This window comes from Actinomadura hibisca NBRC 15177 (assembly GCF_001552635.1).
GTDB lineage: Bacteria > Actinomycetota > Actinomycetes > Streptosporangiales > Streptosporangiaceae > Spirillospora > Spirillospora hibisca.
In genome coordinates, this window is the sequence record NZ_BCRO01000040.1 from 117,254 (window position 1) to 132,243 (window position 14,990).

At 70.9% G+C, this 14,990-nt stretch carries 18 protein-coding genes, 1 pseudogene and 1 CRISPR repeat array; of the genes and pseudogenes, 6 read left to right on the forward strand and 13 right to left on the reverse strand.

Annotation, left to right across the window (positions count from 1 at the left end):
* Positions 1 to 265 precede the first annotated feature (265 nt).
* Positions 266 to 783: direct repeats of the CRISPR family, unit length 29 nt; unit sequence CTGCTCCCCGCGCACGCGGGGATGGACCC.
* Positions 784 to 813: 30 nt separating this feature from the next.
* The 3 genes and pseudogenes from AH6_RS19880 to AH6_RS19890 all read right to left on the reverse strand — a co-directional run.
* A pseudogene (locus AH6_RS19880) lies at positions 814 to 987 on the reverse strand (DUF397 domain-containing protein); the annotation flags it as partial.
* 544 nt (positions 988 to 1,531) lie between these two features.
* Positions 1,532 to 1,741: a DUF397 domain-containing protein gene (locus AH6_RS19885; protein WP_067481958.1), complete on the reverse strand. Its 210-nt coding sequence runs from the start codon at positions 1,739 to 1,741 to the stop codon at positions 1,532 to 1,534.
* Positions 1,742 to 2,590: a helix-turn-helix domain-containing protein gene (locus AH6_RS19890; RefSeq protein WP_067481960.1), complete on the reverse strand. Its 849-nt coding sequence runs from the start codon at positions 2,588 to 2,590 to the stop codon at positions 1,742 to 1,744.
* 318 nt (positions 2,591 to 2,908) lie between these two features.
* On the opposite strand from AH6_RS19890, the gene AH6_RS19895 reads away from it, so the two are divergent.
* From AH6_RS19895 to AH6_RS19905, 3 genes are read left to right on the forward strand one after another with little or no spacing between them, the layout of a single operon-like run.
* Complete coding sequence (locus AH6_RS19895) at positions 2,909 to 3,238, forward strand: hypothetical protein (protein WP_067481962.1); 330 nt, start codon at positions 2,909 to 2,911, stop codon at positions 3,236 to 3,238.
* Positions 3,235 to 3,435, forward strand: a complete 201-nt coding sequence (locus AH6_RS19900; RefSeq protein ID WP_067481964.1) for a hypothetical protein — start codon at positions 3,235 to 3,237, stop codon at positions 3,433 to 3,435. Before AH6_RS19895 ends, AH6_RS19900 begins: the two co-directional genes overlap by 4 nt.
* Positions 3,425 to 3,799: an ATP-binding protein gene (locus tag AH6_RS19905; RefSeq protein WP_067481966.1), complete on the forward strand. Its 375-nt coding sequence runs from the start codon at positions 3,425 to 3,427 to the stop codon at positions 3,797 to 3,799. The genes AH6_RS19900 and AH6_RS19905 overlap by 11 nt, the downstream gene beginning before the upstream one ends.
* A 42-nt stretch (positions 3,800 to 3,841) precedes the next feature.
* Here AH6_RS19905 and AH6_RS19910 read toward each other — a convergent pair whose 3' ends face one another.
* From AH6_RS19910 to AH6_RS43890, 6 genes are all read right to left on the reverse strand, one after another.
* Complete coding sequence (locus tag AH6_RS19910) at positions 3,842 to 4,069, reverse strand: hypothetical protein (protein WP_067481968.1); 228 nt, start codon at positions 4,067 to 4,069, stop codon at positions 3,842 to 3,844.
* A 47-nt stretch (positions 4,070 to 4,116) separates the two neighbouring features.
* Positions 4,117 to 4,863 (reverse strand): sirohydrochlorin chelatase, encoded by a 747-nt coding sequence (locus tag AH6_RS19915; RefSeq protein ID WP_157431591.1) that lies wholly within the window; start codon positions 4,861 to 4,863, stop codon positions 4,117 to 4,119.
* Positions 4,863 to 5,573: a phosphoadenylyl-sulfate reductase gene (locus AH6_RS19920; protein ID WP_067481972.1), complete on the reverse strand. Its 711-nt coding sequence runs from the start codon at positions 5,571 to 5,573 to the stop codon at positions 4,863 to 4,865. Before AH6_RS19920 ends, AH6_RS19915 begins: the two co-directional genes overlap by 1 nt.
* Complete coding sequence (locus AH6_RS19925; protein ID WP_067481974.1) at positions 5,570 to 5,734, reverse strand: Insertion element protein; 165 nt, start codon at positions 5,732 to 5,734, stop codon at positions 5,570 to 5,572. The genes AH6_RS19920 and AH6_RS19925 overlap by 4 nt, the downstream gene beginning before the upstream one ends.
* 109 nt (positions 5,735 to 5,843) lie before the next feature.
* Positions 5,844 to 7,496 (reverse strand): nitrite/sulfite reductase, encoded by a 1,653-nt coding sequence (locus AH6_RS19930; protein WP_067481976.1) that lies wholly within the window; start codon positions 7,494 to 7,496, stop codon positions 5,844 to 5,846.
* Between the two features lie 305 nt (positions 7,497 to 7,801).
* Positions 7,802 to 7,960 carry a hypothetical protein gene (locus AH6_RS43890; protein ID WP_157431593.1) on the reverse strand — a complete coding sequence of 53 codons (159 nt, stop codon included), beginning with the start codon at positions 7,958 to 7,960 and terminating at the stop codon, positions 7,802 to 7,804.
* A 133-nt stretch (positions 7,961 to 8,093) separates the two neighbouring features.
* On the opposite strand from AH6_RS43890, the gene AH6_RS19935 reads away from it, so the two are divergent.
* The 3 genes from AH6_RS19935 (at position 8,094) to AH6_RS19945 (ending at position 10,910) form a co-directional block, all read left to right on the forward strand.
* Entirely contained in the window at positions 8,094 to 9,113 is a 1,020-nt protein-coding gene (locus tag AH6_RS19935; protein ID WP_083983212.1) for a YihY/virulence factor BrkB family protein, read from the forward strand.
* Positions 9,114 to 9,180: 67 nt separating this feature from the next.
* Positions 9,181 to 10,140, forward strand: a complete 960-nt coding sequence (locus AH6_RS19940; RefSeq protein WP_067481978.1) for a phosphotriesterase family protein — start codon at positions 9,181 to 9,183, stop codon at positions 10,138 to 10,140.
* Between the two features lie 80 nt (positions 10,141 to 10,220).
* Entirely contained in the window at positions 10,221 to 10,910 is a 690-nt protein-coding gene (locus AH6_RS19945; RefSeq protein WP_067481980.1) for a phosphoribosyltransferase, read from the forward strand.
* A 322-nt stretch (positions 10,911 to 11,232) separates the two neighbouring features.
* Here the strand turns inward: AH6_RS19945 and AH6_RS19950 are convergent, their stop codons facing one another.
* From AH6_RS19950 to AH6_RS19965, 4 genes are all read right to left on the reverse strand, one after another.
* The gene (locus tag AH6_RS19950; protein WP_081640018.1) at positions 11,233 to 11,529 is read right to left on the reverse strand and encodes a WhiB family transcriptional regulator; all 297 of its coding nucleotides are present in this window, start codon (positions 11,527 to 11,529) and stop codon (positions 11,233 to 11,235) included.
* 185 nt (positions 11,530 to 11,714) lie between these two features.
* Positions 11,715 to 12,632: a ferredoxin family protein gene (locus AH6_RS19955; protein WP_067481982.1), complete on the reverse strand. Its 918-nt coding sequence runs from the start codon at positions 12,630 to 12,632 to the stop codon at positions 11,715 to 11,717.
* A 216-nt stretch (positions 12,633 to 12,848) separates the two neighbouring features.
* Positions 12,849 to 14,396, reverse strand: coding sequence for a glycerol-3-phosphate dehydrogenase/oxidase (locus tag AH6_RS19960; protein ID WP_067481984.1), 1,548 nt, complete (start codon positions 14,394 to 14,396; stop codon positions 12,849 to 12,851).
* On the reverse strand, positions 14,393 to 14,986 hold the full coding sequence (locus AH6_RS19965; protein ID WP_067481986.1) for a TetR/AcrR family transcriptional regulator: 594 nt from the start codon (positions 14,984 to 14,986) through the stop codon (positions 14,393 to 14,395). Before AH6_RS19965 ends, AH6_RS19960 begins: the two co-directional genes overlap by 4 nt.
* Positions 14,987 to 14,990 lie beyond the last annotated feature (4 nt).

Here is a 14,990-nt window from a genome sequence, read left to right on the forward strand (position 1 = left end):
CCGCTCTTGCTTGACGTCGGCTCGGCTGTCAACGCGCCCGGACCAGTTCGCGACCAGAGACGGGCCACGACTGGGGCGGCACAACAAGTTGGGCTAGCCCCAGCCAGACGCCGTACTCTGAGGCGCGATGACCTACCTGACTTGCCTGACCCACCTGGCGGACGGGAAGACGAACACCGTACAACTGTCGCTGCCCGAAATGTCCGTCTCTCCAAAAGTGCTCACGAATCGTGTTACTCGCTGGTAGAACCCCAGGTCAGCGAGTCTGCTCCCCACGCACGCGGGGATGGACCCGAGCGCGTACCCGTACCAGTCCCGGCCCGGGTCTGCTCCCCACGCACGCGGGGATGGACCCGGATACATGTCGGCGGGCTCCTAGCTCTCGGGCTGCTCCCCACGCACGCGGGGATGGACCCGAGGCTGTGCGCTTGGCGGAGGCCGCTGAGTACTGCTCCCCACGCACGCGGGGATGGACCCGCCGAGCCGATGGCTCTGATCACGTTCGCGGACTGCTCCCCACGCACGCGGGGATGGACCCCGCAGCGGCGGCGCGATCAAGGGCAACCGCTTCTGCTCCCCACGCACGCGGGGATGGACCCGGCCGGACTGCCGACGGGCTACGGAGGAAACCCTGCTCCCCGCGCACGCGGGGATGGACCCGTACTGTTCAGGGACTGGGTCATGAAGAAATGCTGCTCCCCGCGCACGCGGGGATGGACCCCTGGTCCATCGAGTATGTGCCTCTTCTTCAGGCTGCTCCCCGCGCACGCGGGGATGGCTCTAGAGGTCGTGGGTGCCGTGCTTGACGGCGGTGATGAAGGCGGCCCAGGTGGTGGAGGGCATGGCGAGGACAGAGCCGTGCGGGTCCTTGGAGTCGCGAGCCAGGTGGAAGTGCTGGACGGCCGCCACCTCTACGCACTGATCGGTGGCCTGCTGACTGTGGCTGCTCTTCGTCCACTGGGCATGGCTGAAGTCCGGGCTCATCATGGCCGCCTCTTTTCAGCTCGTCCGTACAGGTCGGTGGCAGATCCGACCAGCTCCATAGAAGTAGCCGGGGCTAGGGCTACCGCGCGCAAGTGCTCAAATGCGACGTTAGAGCGTGAACGTTGCCATGTCGATTGAGATAGGGGCCCCGGTGGCGGTGACTTACCTGGCGGACGGGAAGGCGAACACCGCCCAACTGTCGCTGCCTGAAATGTCTGTCTCTTTAAAAGTGCTCGCGAATCGTGTTACTCGCTGGTAGAACCGCAGGTCAGTGAGCCTGCTCCCCGCGCACGCGGGGATGGACCGGCATGGGCATGCCCGAACCGGCGGAGGCCATGCTGCTCCCCGCGCACGCGGGGATGGACCCGCGGTCTCCCACATCCAGCCGCAGTGGCAGTGCTGCTCCCCGCGCACGCGGGGATGGATCCGAAACGGCCCGCCCCTCCCGAAGGAGGAGCGGCTGCTCCCCGCGCACGCGGGGGATGGACCCCGGAACCGACCGGTAGGCAACAGCTCCAGCGTCTGCCCTCGCGTGCGCGGGGATGGCTTAGAGGTCGTAGACGCCGTGTTTGATGTTCGTGATGAGGGTGGCCCAAGTGGCGGAAGGCATGGTGAGGACGGGGCCGTTGGGGTTCTTGGAGTCGCGGGCTAGATGGAGGTGGTGCTGGATCACGGACACTTCGACACAGTCAGAGCCCTCGGCGGAACTGTGCGAGCTCTTGCGCCATCGGGGCTGGGGGGCTTTGAGCATTTTCATTCAGGCATACTCCTCAACGGCTGCAGCGATGAGGTCCACCGATTCGCCAGGCGGCAGGGCCGCATCGCAAATCAGACCGAATCTCCTTTGGAGCCTATCCACTTCCCGTGTGCTCTCCACATAGAGCTCGCCGCCGTGGGACTCGATGTAAGCGATGGCGGGATCATCCGGGTCGCTGTACTCGAGAAGTACGAGAGAACCTCCCAGGCCAGCGTGCACGCCTGTAGAGAAGGGGAGAACCTGGAGAGTGATGTTGGGGCGCTTGTTCGCTGAGACCAGAGCTGTCAGTTGCTCCTGCATGACGTGTGGCGCTGTTGGGCCGCGCCGAATCACGGCCTCGTCCAGTACCAGGTGAAGTTCTGGCGCGGACGGTCGGGTGAGCAGCGCCTTGCGTGCGCTGCGTGCTTGGAGACGGCGCTCCAAGATGGCTTCCTCCTGATCGAAGGCTCCTGCCTTGATGATGGAGTAGGCGTATGCCTCGGTTTGGAGGACGCCGGGCACGAAGTGCGGCTGCCATGCACGGATGGCGGCTGCCTCGTCTTCCAGGGCGACGTATGAGGACTGGAAGACGTCGGAGTACGCACTCCACCAGCCGCGTTGACGAGCTTGTTTTGCAAGTTCGATGAGCTCGGCGCGCTCGGCGAGTGTCGCGCCGTACAGATCGAGGGCGTCGCTCACATCAGACGGCTTCGGTCGGGTGCGGGCAGCCTCGAAACGGACCAATTTGGTACGGGACCATCCGAGTCGGGCAGATGCCGCTTCGGTGGTAAGACCCGCTCGTTCTCGATATATGCGCAGTTCACGGCCCAGCCGACGGTGGCGGACGGTGGGGCTCTTGAAGCCGGTCATGCGTTGGAGTGTGACGACTGAGGCAGGCCGAAACAATCAGTTTCAAGAGAATCATGGAATTTTTGCAGCGTTGCATGGACAGAGCGCCGGAGGCGGGTTCACTATGGCGAGAGCGAGCACGCAACCACGGAGAGCGACCGGGGCGAGGTGGGACCGCCATGATCATTATTAGCAAGAGGGACGGTGTCACTCGACCCTCGCACGCGTCGAGACCCGCACGCGTGATGCGCGTGTAGCGGGCAGTAAGCCGCCGCGCGGCCGGTACAAGTTCCTAGGCTCGGCCCGGCCGCGCGGCTCATCCCCTCACGGAGGACGTCTATGAGAATACGCCGCACAGGTACCGCGCCGCAGGTCTGCGCGGACCTCCAACGTCACCACCTCGACCGCCTTTCCTGGGCGCTCGTCGAAGCCGGCTGGGCCGTCAGCTTCCGCTCCGCCGACCTCATCCCGCTGATGCGCGTCGTCCAACCCGCCTTCCCCCTCGTCGGCGAGTCCGTCACTGTCCACGCCCACCGCTGGCGGCTCTGGTTCCACGACAGCTCCGGCCGCGCCATCGCCCCCGTCTCCGACCTCCGGCGCGCCGTCGCCGGGATCGGCGTCTCGCTCGCCCCCTGCCGCCCCGCCGCCTCCCGGCGGGACGCGGCATGAACGGCGCACCCCACCCAGCCCTCGCCGTCCTCTGCCACCGCTTCCCCGGCGTCGAGATCTGGCGCGGCCGCTACACCGGGCACTGGCTGGCCATCGCGGGCGGCTATCTTCTCCAGGCCGTTCGGCCTGACGACCTGGCCGCCGCGATCGTTCACTTCACCGAACCGCAGGCGCGAGGGCCGTTCCATGGCTGGTGAGCAGCGGCGAGTCTTCACCGCCTCGCCTGAGCAGGTCCGGGTGGCGCGGGGTTGGGTTGCTGATCTGCTCGGCTCTGATCATCCTGCGGCCGACGACTGCGTTCTGCTGGTCTCGGAGACCTTCACCAACGCTGTTTTGCACGGTGGCGGGGCGCGGGTTGAGGTCTGCGTCCAGGTTGGTGAGCGCGCCGTTCGGGTTGAGGTGATCGATGACGGCGGTCGTGGCCTGCCCCATTACGTCGATGATCCGCGTGGCGAAGGTGGGCGTGGGTTGCCCATCTTGCGGGCGCTCGCCAAGGAATGGGGGTTCGAGGTATTGCTCGACGAGCGGCTTCGGGTCTGGTTCCGCATCGAGGCCGAATAGCCAGGAGCCCCGGTCCTGTGACAGGACCGGGGCTCTCTGATGTCACCAGGAGTCGTCTTCGCGTTCCGCCTTCTCGACGCCTTCCTCTGTCGGAGGCAACGAGTCCGACTTGTCCGTGTCCACGCCTGGGACGCCGGTGCCGCTGACGCCCGGTTCGTTGATCTTGCCTGGCACCGTGCGGCCCCGCGCGTCGCTGTCGCGGGTCACCGGGGCGAACTCTTCGTCGTGTGGGTCCTTCGGCTCGTGGCCGAGGTCATCGCGGTCCGTCATGAAGTGGATCTACCCGCTGACGTCCGCTTATGCGTCGGAAGACGCTTTTACACCGCCGCCGCGACGGGCACCGTCCGCAGTGCCTCGTCGTACCGGTGCACGATCAGGTCCGCCACCTCCGGGGCCGCGCCCAGGACGGGAGAGACCGCCGTCGCCCCCGCTGCCAGGGCTTCCCGGCGCACCTTGTCGGCGAAATGGCCCGGTGCCAGGAAGTACGACGCCACCGCCACGCGTGGTGCGCCTGCATCTAGGAGGGCTTGTACTGCCTCGGCCGGAGTTGGGTGTGATGCTGACGCGTAGGCCGGGACCACTCCTCGCCAGCCCCTTCCGCGCCACTGGCGCGCCATCGACCAGATTGTGGCGTTCGCGGATGCGTCGCTTGAGCCCGCTGACACCAGCACTACCGCTGTATTGGGGTCGCCGGTCTCTACGCCTGCCTCAGCCAAGCGGCGTTCTAGCGCCTTGATCAGTAGTGGGTGTGGGCCCAGCGTCGTGGCTATGCGCAGGTCCAGGCGTGGGTGGCGTTGGCGTACCTGGCGTAGTGCGCCTGGGATGTCCGTCTTGCTGTGGTACGCCGCCGTCAGCAACAACGGCAGCACCACGGCGCGGTGCGCGCCCCCGTGCGCCAAGCCGTCCAGCACCGTCGCCGGAGTCGGTGCCGCGTGGTCCAGGAACGACGCGTGCACGGGCAGATCTGGACGGCGTTCGCGCACCGCCTCCAGCAGTTCCGCCACCGTGGCGGCGGCGCGCGGGTCCCTGCTCCCGTGCGCCACCGCCACCACCGGTGTCCTCATCACAGGTGGATGCCGCATTCCGTCTTGCCCATCCCCGCCCAGCGCCCGCTGCGCGGGTCCTCGCCCGGCGCGACCGGGTTCGTGCACGGCTCGCAGCCGATCGACGGGTAGCCGTCGTAGTGCAGCGGGTTGATCAGCACCCCGTTGTCGGCCATGTAGTTGTCCATGTCGTCCTGCGACCAGTCCAGGATCGGGTTCACCTTGACCATGCCGCGCCGCCGGTCCCACTCGACGACGCGACGGTCGCGGCGGCTCGCGGTCTCGTCGCGACGGATGCCGCTGAACCAGGCCATGTAGCCCTCCAGCGCCTTCCCCAGCGGCTCCACCTTCCGCAGGTGGCAGCACAGGTCCGGGTTGCGGCCGTACAGGCGCGGGCCCAGGGCGGCCTCCTGCTCGGCCACCGTCCGGGACGGCGTCACGTTGATCACGTTGACCGGGTAGACGGCCTCCACCGCGTCTCGGGTGCCGATCGTCTCGGCGAAGTGGTAGCCGGTGTCCACGAACAGCACGTCGATGCCGGGCTTCACCTTCGACACCAGGTGGATCAGCGCGGCGTCCGACATGGAGGAGGTCAGACAGATCCGGTCGCCGAACGTGGCCGACGCCCAGCGGATGACCTCCAGCGAGGAGGCCCCCTCCAGGGCGGCCGCGGCCGATTCGACGATGTCCTCAAGGTCGAGCGTAGGTCTGTCGGTCTCCAGCAGCGTCACCGGGGGATCTCCTTGTCTTGCCGGGGCTTGCCCACACCGAGGAACTTCAGGCGGAAGGAGCGCACGCAGTCCGGACAGAACCACGCGCCCTCCTCCTCGCGGGGAACCAGGCGCTCTTCACCGCAGTACGGGCAGTAGAACGGCGCGGCACGTTCGCTCATTCTGTGTCTCCCACGAGACGCCGGGGCGGCGGGCAGGCGCCGTCTTCCCTCGTCGCAGGCCTCTCGGCCCAGACGGCGCCGCGCCCCTGCGGCTCGTTGAACTCGTTCGTTACTTGAGGTCGGCTTCGTCGGCCCGTTGCGTCCACGCGGCGAACGTCTCGCCCTCGGTCCGCTGCGCGTCGTAGTTGCGCACCACCCGCTCGACGTAGTCGGTCAGGCCCTCCGACGTCGTCTTCAGGCCGCGCACCTTCTTGCCGAACGACGCGCCCACCGCGCCGCCCAGGTGGATCTGGAAGCCCTCCACCTGGTCGCCGTTCTCGTCCACCACCAGCTGGCCCTTCAGGCCGATGTCGGCGACCTGGATGCGGGCGCAGGCGTTGGGGCAGCCGTTGACGTTGATGGTCAGCGGCTGCTCGAAGTCCGGCAGCCGCTTCTCCAGCTCGTCCATCAGGTCCATCGCGCGCTGCTTGGTCTCGACGATCGCGAGCTTGCAGTACTCGATGCCCGTGCACGCCATCGTCTGGCGGCGGAAGGTCGACGGCCGCACCTGGAGGTCGTGCTCGGCCAGCGCGTCGGCCAGCGCCTCGGTGTTCTCCTCGGGCACGTCGAGGATCACCATCTTCTGCTCGGCCGTCGTGCGGACGCGGCCCGAGCCATAGCGCTCGGCCAGGTCGGCGATCACGCCCAGCAGGTCGCCGTTCAGGCGGCCCACGCGCGGCGCGAAGCCCACGTAGTAGCGGCCGTCCTTCTGCGGGTGGATGCCGACGTGGTCGCGGCGCGGCAGCGGCGCGGCGGGCTCGGGGCCGTCGGGCAGCGCGTAGCCCAGGTACTCCTTCTCCAGGATCTCCCGGAACTTCGCCGCGCCCCAGTCTGCCATCAGGAACTTGATCCGGGCCCGGTGCCGCAGGCGGCGGTAGCCGTAGTCCCGGAAGATCGAGATGATGCCCTTCCAGACCTCGTGGGCCTGCTCGGGCTTGACGAACACGCCCAGGCTCTGCGCGAACATCGGGTTGGTGGACAGGCCGCCGCCCGCGAACACCTGGTAGCCGGCCTCGCCCTCGGCGTTGACGGTGCCCACGAACGCCACGTCGTTGATCTCGTGGACGGTGCAGTGCGCCGTGCAGCCGCTCATCGCCGTCTTGAACTTGCGCGGCAGGTTGGAGAACTCCGGCGAGCCGATGTAGCGGTCGTGGACGTCGCGGATGTGCGGCGTCGCGTCGATCACCTCGTCCTCGGCGATCCCGGCCAGCGGACAGCCGATGATCACGCGCGGGGTGTCGCCGCACGCCTCCATCGTCGACAGGCCCACCGCCTCCAGGGCGTCCCAGATGGCGGGGACGTCCTCGATGCGGATCCAGTGGTACTGGATGTTCTGCCGGTCGGTGACGTCGGCGGTGCCGCGCGCGTACTTCTGGGCGATGTCGGCGAGCACGCGCGTCTGCGGCCCGTCGAGCTGGCCGCCGTCGATCCGCACCCGCAGCATGAAGTAGCGGTCGTCGAGCTCCTCGTCGGGCAGCGAGCCGGTCTTGCCGCCGTCGATGCCGGGCTTGCGCTGGGTGTAGAGCCCGAACCAGCGGAAACGGCCGCGCAGGTCGGCCGGGTCGATGGAGTCGAAGCCCGCCTTGGAGTAGACGTCGATGATGCGCTGACGGACGTTCAGGCCGTCGTCGTTCTTCTTGTTCTCTTCGTTCTTGTTGAGCGGCTCACGGTAGCCGAGGGCCCACTGGCCCTCGCCTCGCTTGCGCTTGGTCGCAGGTGGCACGGCGCGTCCTAGTCCAGGTCGTCATGGCGGGGTCGTCATGGCGGGACGCGCGGCGCACCGGCAGTCTTGGACAGCCGGCTCGGCGCTGAGCAGGGAGATGTCGAAGGTGACGCCGATGCGCCACGCGCCCACAGAAGATGGGGCGTGGTCGGGGCGTCACCGACAGATGGCGCTGCGAACGCGGAGGAAGTCGACGTGCCGGCGCATCACCAGCAACGGGTCCTCCACAGCAGTCATACGTGCACTCTGACATGCGGTCTCGGGCACTGTCCAGTTGCGTCCGGAATGCGGACGCGTGACAAGGGTCATCCCTGGCGCTTCCAGTTGACCTTCGGTTCGGCCCGGTCGCGCCGGTCCCGGTCCCGCTCCTTCTCGGTGGCCGGACCGCGCTGGTGCTGGCAGTAGCACCACGAGCCGCCACGGCACTCGTCGTGGCGGCGCTCCCGGCAGGGCACGCAGATCATGCCTCCATTGTCGCCGACGGCCTCCGGGCGGGCACGGGCGGCCACCGCGCCGCGTCCAACCGGCTATGGAACGGATCGCCGAAACGGGCGGCGGGGAGGGTTCCGGGCTGGTAACGCTCTACCGTGGAGCGCGATGACGACGGTTTCCGGCGCTGACGACGTCGCGGACACCCCGGCCGAGGGAACGACACGGGCGGGGCGGCTCCGCACGCGGATCAGCGCCGCCCTGCACGCCCTCGCCGCGCTCCTGCGGCGCGGTGGGCGTATCGCCTGGGAGCTGACGAAGGGCACGGCGGTGGCGGGCTTCCGGCACCGCGTCACCGGCCTGGCCGCCGAGGCCGCCTTCTTCGCGCTGCTGTCGCTGCCGCCCCTGGTGATCGGGCTGATCGGCACCATGGGCCACTTCCGGGGCGTGCTCGGGCCGGAGACCGTCGAGGAGGTCCGCGCCTGGGTGATCGCGCAGGCGCAGACGGTGCTGACCGGCCCGGCGGTGGACACCGTGGTCGTGCCGCTGATCGACGACGTGATCAAGGGCGGCAGCCCCGACATCGTGTCGCTGGGCTTCCTGATCTCCCTGTGGGCCGGGTCGCGCGCCACCAACGTCTACGTGGACACCATCACCATCGCCTACGGGCTGTCGGGCCTGCGCGGGGTCGTGCGCACCCGGCTGCGCGCGTTCTTCCTGTACCTGGTCGGGCTGCTGGCCATGCTGATCGTGATCCCGCTGCTGGTGGCCGGGCCCGCGCTGGTGCGCGAGGCGCTGCCGGAGAGCGCCGGGTTCGTGCAGTTGTTCTACTGGCCGGTCCTGGTGACGTTGTCGGTGCTGTTCCTGACGCTGCTCTACCACATGAGCGTCCCGGTGCGGACGTCCTGGTGGCGGGAGGCCCCGGGCGCGGCGGTCGCGCTGCTGATCTGGATCGTGGGCAGCCTCGCGCTGCGGCTCTACCTCGCCGGATCGCTCAGTGGGGTGTCGGTCTACGGGTCGCTGGCCGCCGCGATCGCCGTGCTGGCCTGGTTGTACGTCGCGGCGCTCGCGGTGCTGGTCGGGGCGGCGCTGAACGCCGAGATCGACCGGCGCTGGCCGAGCGCCGGGACGGCCCGCGCGCGGGCGGTGCGCGGGACCGGGGACGGTGGCGGAGCTTCCGCCGTATAAACGTCCCCAAGGTAAAAATCGGGCGCGTGCCCGAAGGTTCAAGGTAAACGTGCCGTAATCTCCGGGTATGACCACCTCCTCCGAGGCGACCGGTCGGCTGCGCACCGTCACCGGCACCATCCCGGCCTCTGTGATCACCGGCGCGGTGCTCGCCCACGAGCACCTCCAGCTCGACCTGCGCTGGCCCGCCCGTCCCGCCCAGGTGGACTCCGACCCCCGCCGCTGGCTGGACGAGGAGAAGTCCGTCACCGCCGAGCTGGCCGCGCTGCGCAACGGGCACGACCTCGGCCTGGTGGTGGACCTCACCTGCTCGGGCATGGGCCGCAACGCCGCCGCGCTCGCGCGCGTCAGCGCCGGGGCCAAGGTCGCGGTGGTCGCCGGGACCGGCTTCTTCGCCGAGCCGTTCCACCCCGCGCTGGTGCGCGACGCCGACGTGGACAAGCTCGCCGAGCGCATGCTGGCCGAGATCGGCTTCGGCATGGACGGCACCAACGCGCTGCCCGGCGTGATCGGCGAGATCGGCACCTGGGGCGAGACCCCCACCGCCGACGAGGAGCGCTGCCTGCGCGCCGCCGCCCAGGCCGCCCGCTACTCGGGCCTGTCGGTGGCCACCCACGGCCGCCCCGGGCTCGCCCAGCTGGAGATCCTCACCTCCGCCGGGCTCGACCCGACCCGCGTCGCGGTCGGCCAGCAGGACCGGGTGGACGACCCCGCCGCGCACCGCAAGATCGCCGAGTCCGGCGCCTACGTCTCGTTCGGCTCGCTGGCCCTGGTGTCCGGCGACCCCGCCGCCCGCGCGGGCCTGGTCCGCAACGTCCTGGAGCTGCTGGACGCCGGGCACGCCGACCGCGTCCTGCTGAGCACCGGCATCGCCCGCATGGCCCAGCTCGCCCGCTACGGCGGCGACGGCTACGGCTCGTTGTTCGAGACCTTCCTGCCCGCGCTGCGCGAGGCGGGGGCCGACGACGCGACCCTCACCGCGATCATGCACGACAACCCGCTGCGCTGGCTCACCGCCGGTTCCTGACCGGCAGGTTCTCCTAGCCCCGGCGAGAGTGGGTAGGGGACGGGACGGAAGCTTTCCGCCACCCCCGAAAGGGGGCCGTCATGCCCGCCGAGACCGTCCGCCTGCCCTACGCCGACCGCGCCGAGGCCGGGCGCGTCCTGGCCGAACGGCTGGTGCCGCTGCGCCTGCGGGACGCGGTGGTGCTGGCGCTGCCGCGCGGCGGCGTCCCCGTCGGTCGGGAGGTCGCTCAGCGGCTCTCCGGGGCTGCCGGGGCCGTTCCGCTGGAGGTCCTGGTCACCCGCAAGATCGGCTACCCGCGCCAGCCGGAGCTGGGCGTCGGCGCGATCACCGAGGACGGGCCGCCGGTCTTCGACGCCCGCCTGCTGGAGCGGTTGCGGCTGACCCCGGACGACCTGGCCGCCACCGTGCGCGCCGAACGGGCCGAGCTGGCCCGCCGCACCGAGGTCTACCGGGGCGGCCGGCCCCTGCCGGAGCTGACCGGACGCGACATGCTCGTCGTGGACGACGGCCTGGCCACCGGGAGCACCGCCCGCGCCGCGCTGGCCGCCGTCGCCCGCCACAAGCCCGCACGGCTCGTGCTGGCCGTCCCCGTGGGGGCCGCCGAGACCGTGGACGAGCTGGCCGCCGAGGGGCGCGGAGAGGGCGGCTTCGAGGTCGTCGTGCCCGTCACGCCCGCGCCCTTCCGGGCGGTGGGGCGGTGGTACCGCGACTTCGATCAGCTCACCGACGCCGACGTGATCGCCTGGCTCGGCCGGGCCGCCGGGGGATGACGGCGGGGAGGCGGTGGGGGACCGCGGCGAGATGGCCCGAACACGCGCGGTGACCATCTGCGGGATAGTCCGTCGGGGGGATCGAGAAATGGTCATCGCGGATTTGCGGAATTGCCCGTCAATCCGCTTCGCCCTGCGGTAGTGGAACGGTGCTGTGCAGATTTGCCGGAGACCGCGCGCCGATGTTGTGACGTTCTCGTGACGGCGACCTCACCGTCCCGTCCCCGGGCACGCAAACGGCCCCGCGAAGCGGGGCCGTAACGTTTTCCGGTGGCGTGCCGGGGTGCGCGATGGGAGCCTTCGAGCGGGCCTGCCTGATCGGTTAGGCGGCGTTCGCGCGACGCATCCGGCGGCGACGCTCAGAGGCGCGCTCGTCTTCGTTCAGACCGCCCCACGTGCCGTACTTCTCGGGCCGGGAGACCGCGTAGTCCAGGCACTCGGACCGCACGGGACACCCCATGCAGATCTGCTTGGCCTTGCGCTCGCGGATCTCACGCTCGGGCTGGCGCTCGCCGTCGGGGCCGAAGAAGAGCACGAGGTCTTCCCCCCGGCACGCCGCGGCGTCCTGCCAGCCCCAGCTGGGACGAGGGAGGTTTGCCTGCCGACGTACCTGAGCCATGGAACACCCACCTTGATTGGTTTTACTGAGCAATTTCGGGACATGGACGCCCGACGAGCTCCGGACGCAATGCGTCAGAAGCGCCGAAAGGTCCAACGTCTGGAGTTGCCGCTCTGTTCCCCGCCCGGTTCTCCGGTACCTGGGGCCTAGCGACAGGGAGACTCTCGAATGGAGCCTCCGAGAGATTACACGAGGGCCGCCTCGTTGAGAAGGGTGAGGTCGCTAACAATGTAGGACTCGACGTTCTCTTGGCAGTCGGGCCCGCACGCGACCGCCGTCACGTCGCGCTCGACCACGACGCGGTAGCGGGCTTCGGGAAGGGCGACGACCGCCTCGAAGGGGCCGGTCCCGGTGACCGACTCCACTCGCACCGCGTCGACCCCGAGCACGCCGGTGTGGGCGCGCACGAAGTGCTCGGCGGCCTGGGCGGGCTCGGGCATCCCCGCCCGGCCGCGCAGCCGGTCGAGGGTGACCTCGCCCCGGAGGTAGGACTGCACGGCCGCGGTCGCCTCGGTGGGGCCGAGGTCGCCGTAGTACACGCCGTGCGGGAGGCAGACGAGGTTGGCGGCGAACCGGTCGCCGCCGACATGGGTGGTCTCCCAGACGAGGCCGCCGAAACGCGACGCGAGGTCGCGCGCCAGCGGGGCCCCGGTCCGGGCGCAGCAGGCGTTGCGCCGCCCGTGCGTGCAGACCAGCAGCACCGGATCGGCGACGGGTTCGCCGATCCCGGGGGGCCGTCCGGCCGCCAGCGCCGCCAGCGCGGGGCCGGTCAGCGTCGCGGCCAGCTCGTCGAGGTCGCCGAACTCGCGGCCCTCCATCCAGACCTGGTCGCCGCTGGAATAGGCGGCGTAGACCTGGACGGGCGGGGTCGCGCGGCGGCGTCCGGTGCGGCGGATGAGCTGGGGCCGCACCCCGGCCGCCTGGGCGGCGCGGACGAGGTCGGCGACGGGGGAGGGGCCGGGCAGTTGCTCGATGCGCTCGGGCCAGGGCCCGGGGTGCTCGACCAGCAGCCAGCTACGGGCCTTGGTCGTCGCGCTGGCCAGGCACGGCCGTGCGCCCGAGTGGCTCCCCGGGCAGTGGTCGCAGCTGTTCAGGCGCGTCAACGGTCCCCCCGTCGCTCGAAAGAATTAGGTTAGGTTAACCTAATTGATTGCTCCCCGCCCAGCGGGAGTGACACACCTCATACCCGTGATTCGATCTTCATCACGGCCGCTGGACGGCGAGTCGCGGACCCCCCGCCCCTCCCCGCAAGCGAAACGGGCAAACGGGCTTCCGGGCCTTTGCGGGGTGATGTAGGACAGCTCACACCCGGGGGTGTGCTAGGCGCGCGCGGTGCCGAACGCCGCCTCGGCGGCGGGCAGGGCGGCTGCGCGGTCGGCGGTGACCAGGCCGATGCGCGTGCGGCGGTCCAGCAGGTCGGCGGCGTCCAGCGCGCCCTCGTGCCGCACGGCCCAGGCCAGCTCCGCGCCCAGCACCGGCAGGCCCGGGACCACCGGCTCCAGCAGCGCCGCGTCGTCGCGGCCGAGCGCGGCCAGCAGCGGGGCCTCGGTGCCATAGCGCTGCACGAGGCGGCGCGGCGCGTCCAGGGCGGCCAGGCGGGTGGGGGAGGCGGCGCCGACGAGCGGGATGCGCGCGGTGCGGCTCGGCCCGGCGGTCACCCGGTTGGACGCCAGCAGCGCGTCCACGGTGTCCTCGGCCATGCGGCGGTAGGTGGTGAGCTTGCCGCCGACGATCGTCACCACGCCGTCGCGGGCGACGATCACGGCGTGCCGCCGGGAGATGTCGGCGGTGCTGCCGTGCGCGTCGTCCAGCAGCGGACGCAGGCCCGCGAACGCACCGATCACGTCGTCGCGGCGCACCGGCACGTCCAGCGCCGAGCCCAGGATGTCGAGCAGGAACCCGATCTCACCGGGCGTCGGCTCGGGCACGTCCGGGACCGGGCCGTCGGCGGGCTCGTCGGTCAGGCCCACGTAGACCCGGCCGTCGCCCTGCGGGATCACCAGCAGGAACCGGCTGGTGGAGCCGGGGATCGGCACGTGCATCCCGGCCGACAGCCCGCGCAGCGTCTCGGCCTTCACCACCAGGTGGGTGCCGCGCGAGGGCCGCAGCCGAACCCCGTCCACCAGGCCGCCCGCCCAGACCCCGGCGGCGTTGACCACCGCGCGGGCGCGGATGCCGAACTCGCGGCCGGTCAGCTCGTCGCGCACCTGCGCGCCGTCGCCGGTGAGGGCGAGCGCCCGCACGCGGGTGAGGATCGACGCGCCGTGCGCGGCGGCGGTCCGGGCGATCGCGGTGACCAGGCGCGCGTCGTCGGCGAGTTGCCCGTCCCACGACAGCAGGCCGCCGCGCAGCCCGTAGGGGCGCAGCGCGGGGGCCAGGCGCAACGTCTCGACGGCCGACAGGCGGCGCGGGCCGGGCAGCAGCGCGGCGGGGGTGCGGGCGGCGACGCGCAGGGCGTCGCCCGCGCGCAGGCCGGTGCGGGTCAGCAGCTCCTGGCCGCGCGAGACCATCGGCGTCAGCGGCATGACGAACGGCAGCGCGCGCACCAGGTGCGGCGCGGTGCGCGCCATCAGGATCCCGCGCTCCACCGCGCTCTCGTGCGCCACGTCCACCTGGCCCGACGCCAGGTAGCGCAGCCCGCCGTGGATCAGCTTGGAGCTCCACCGGGAGGTGCCGAACGCCAGGTCGTGCGCGTCGATCGCGGCGACCGACAGGCCCCGCGACGCCGCGTCCAGCGCGACCCCCGCGCCGGTCGCGCCGAGGCCGACCACCAGCACGTCCACCACCCGGTCGGGCAGCTCGGCCAGTTCGCGGGCGCGGCGGGCGGCGTTGAGCGAGGACCGGCCGGGGGTGGGGGGCGTGCTCATGGGGCGAGGGTCCTCTCAAGGGTGTGGCGGAGTTCGGCGTCGAAGGCGTCGGGCGCGAGCTCGGGGTCGGCGGCGTCGATCATGATGGGGGCCGACAGCGCGAACGACTGCACCACCAGCAGCAGCGCGCGGGCCTGCCGCACCGGGTGCCCGGCGCGCACCGAGCCGTCGGCCTGCCCGGCGGCGACCGCGGCCTCGAACAGCTCCAGGAACGCCTCCTGGCTCGCGCCGCACCGGTCCAGCACGTAGGGCAGCAGCAGCTCGGGATCGACCTCGACGATCTTGCGCAGCAGGGGGTGGTCGCGGAAGGCGCGCACCCCGGCGACCAGACTGTCCACCAGGCGGCCGCGCACCAGGCCGCCGCCCAGGTCCTGCACGTCGGCGGCCAGGGCCGTCCACTCGCGGGTCATCAGGTCGCCGACGATCGTGCGCACGTCCGGCCAGCGCCGGTACAACGTCATCCGCGACACCCCCGCGCGGCGGGCGATGTCGGTCAGCGTGGTGCGGCGCACCCCGACGGCCAGCACGCAGTCGCGGGCGGCGTCGAGCACGGTGTCGTCATGGGTCCTGTTGTGACGATTCGACGTCATATGT

What these genes read in the sequence shown, in the direction of transcription:
- AH6_RS19890 (WP_067481960.1), bottom strand. Translation starts at nt 2,590, where the DNA reads ATGACCGGCTTCAAGAGCCCCACCGTCCGCCACCGTCGGCTGGGCCGT.
- AH6_RS19895 (WP_067481962.1), top strand. Translation starts at nt 2,909, where the DNA reads ATGAGAATACGCCGCACAGGTACCGCGCCGCAGGTCTGCGCGGACCTC.
- AH6_RS43890 (WP_157431593.1), bottom strand. Translation starts at nt 7,960, where the DNA reads ATGATCTGCGTGCCCTGCCGGGAGCGCCGCCACGACGAGTGCCGTGGC.
- AH6_RS19945 (WP_067481980.1), top strand. Translation starts at nt 10,221, where the DNA reads ATGCCCGCCGAGACCGTCCGCCTGCCCTACGCCGACCGCGCCGAGGCC.
- AH6_RS19910 (WP_067481968.1), bottom strand. Translation starts at nt 4,069, where the DNA reads ATGACGGACCGCGATGACCTCGGCCACGAGCCGAAGGACCCACACGAC.
- AH6_RS19940 (WP_067481978.1), top strand. Translation starts at nt 9,181, where the DNA reads ATGACCACCTCCTCCGAGGCGACCGGTCGGCTGCGCACCGTCACCGGC.
- AH6_RS19960 (WP_067481984.1), bottom strand. Translation starts at nt 14,396, where the DNA reads ATGAGCACGCCCCCCACCCCCGGCCGGTCCTCGCTCAACGCCGCCCGC.
- AH6_RS19950 (WP_081640018.1), bottom strand. Translation starts at nt 11,529, where the DNA reads ATGGCTCAGGTACGTCGGCAGGCAAACCTCCCTCGTCCCAGCTGGGGC.
- AH6_RS19935 (WP_083983212.1), top strand. Translation starts at nt 8,094, where the DNA reads ATGACGACGGTTTCCGGCGCTGACGACGTCGCGGACACCCCGGCCGAG.
- AH6_RS19965 (WP_067481986.1), bottom strand. Translation starts at nt 14,986, where the DNA reads ATGACGTCGAATCGTCACAACAGGACCCATGACGACACCGTGCTCGAC.
- AH6_RS19905 (WP_067481966.1), top strand. Translation starts at nt 3,425, where the DNA reads ATGGCTGGTGAGCAGCGGCGAGTCTTCACCGCCTCGCCTGAGCAGGTC.
- AH6_RS19885 (WP_067481958.1), bottom strand. Translation starts at nt 1,741, where the DNA reads ATGAAAATGCTCAAAGCCCCCCAGCCCCGATGGCGCAAGAGCTCGCAC.
- AH6_RS19915 (WP_157431591.1), bottom strand. Translation starts at nt 4,863, where the DNA reads ATGAGGACACCGGTGGTGGCGGTGGCGCACGGGAGCAGGGACCCGCGC.
- AH6_RS19900 (WP_067481964.1), top strand. Translation starts at nt 3,235, where the DNA reads ATGAACGGCGCACCCCACCCAGCCCTCGCCGTCCTCTGCCACCGCTTC.
- AH6_RS19925 (WP_067481974.1), bottom strand. Translation starts at nt 5,734, where the DNA reads ATGAGCGAACGTGCCGCGCCGTTCTACTGCCCGTACTGCGGTGAAGAG.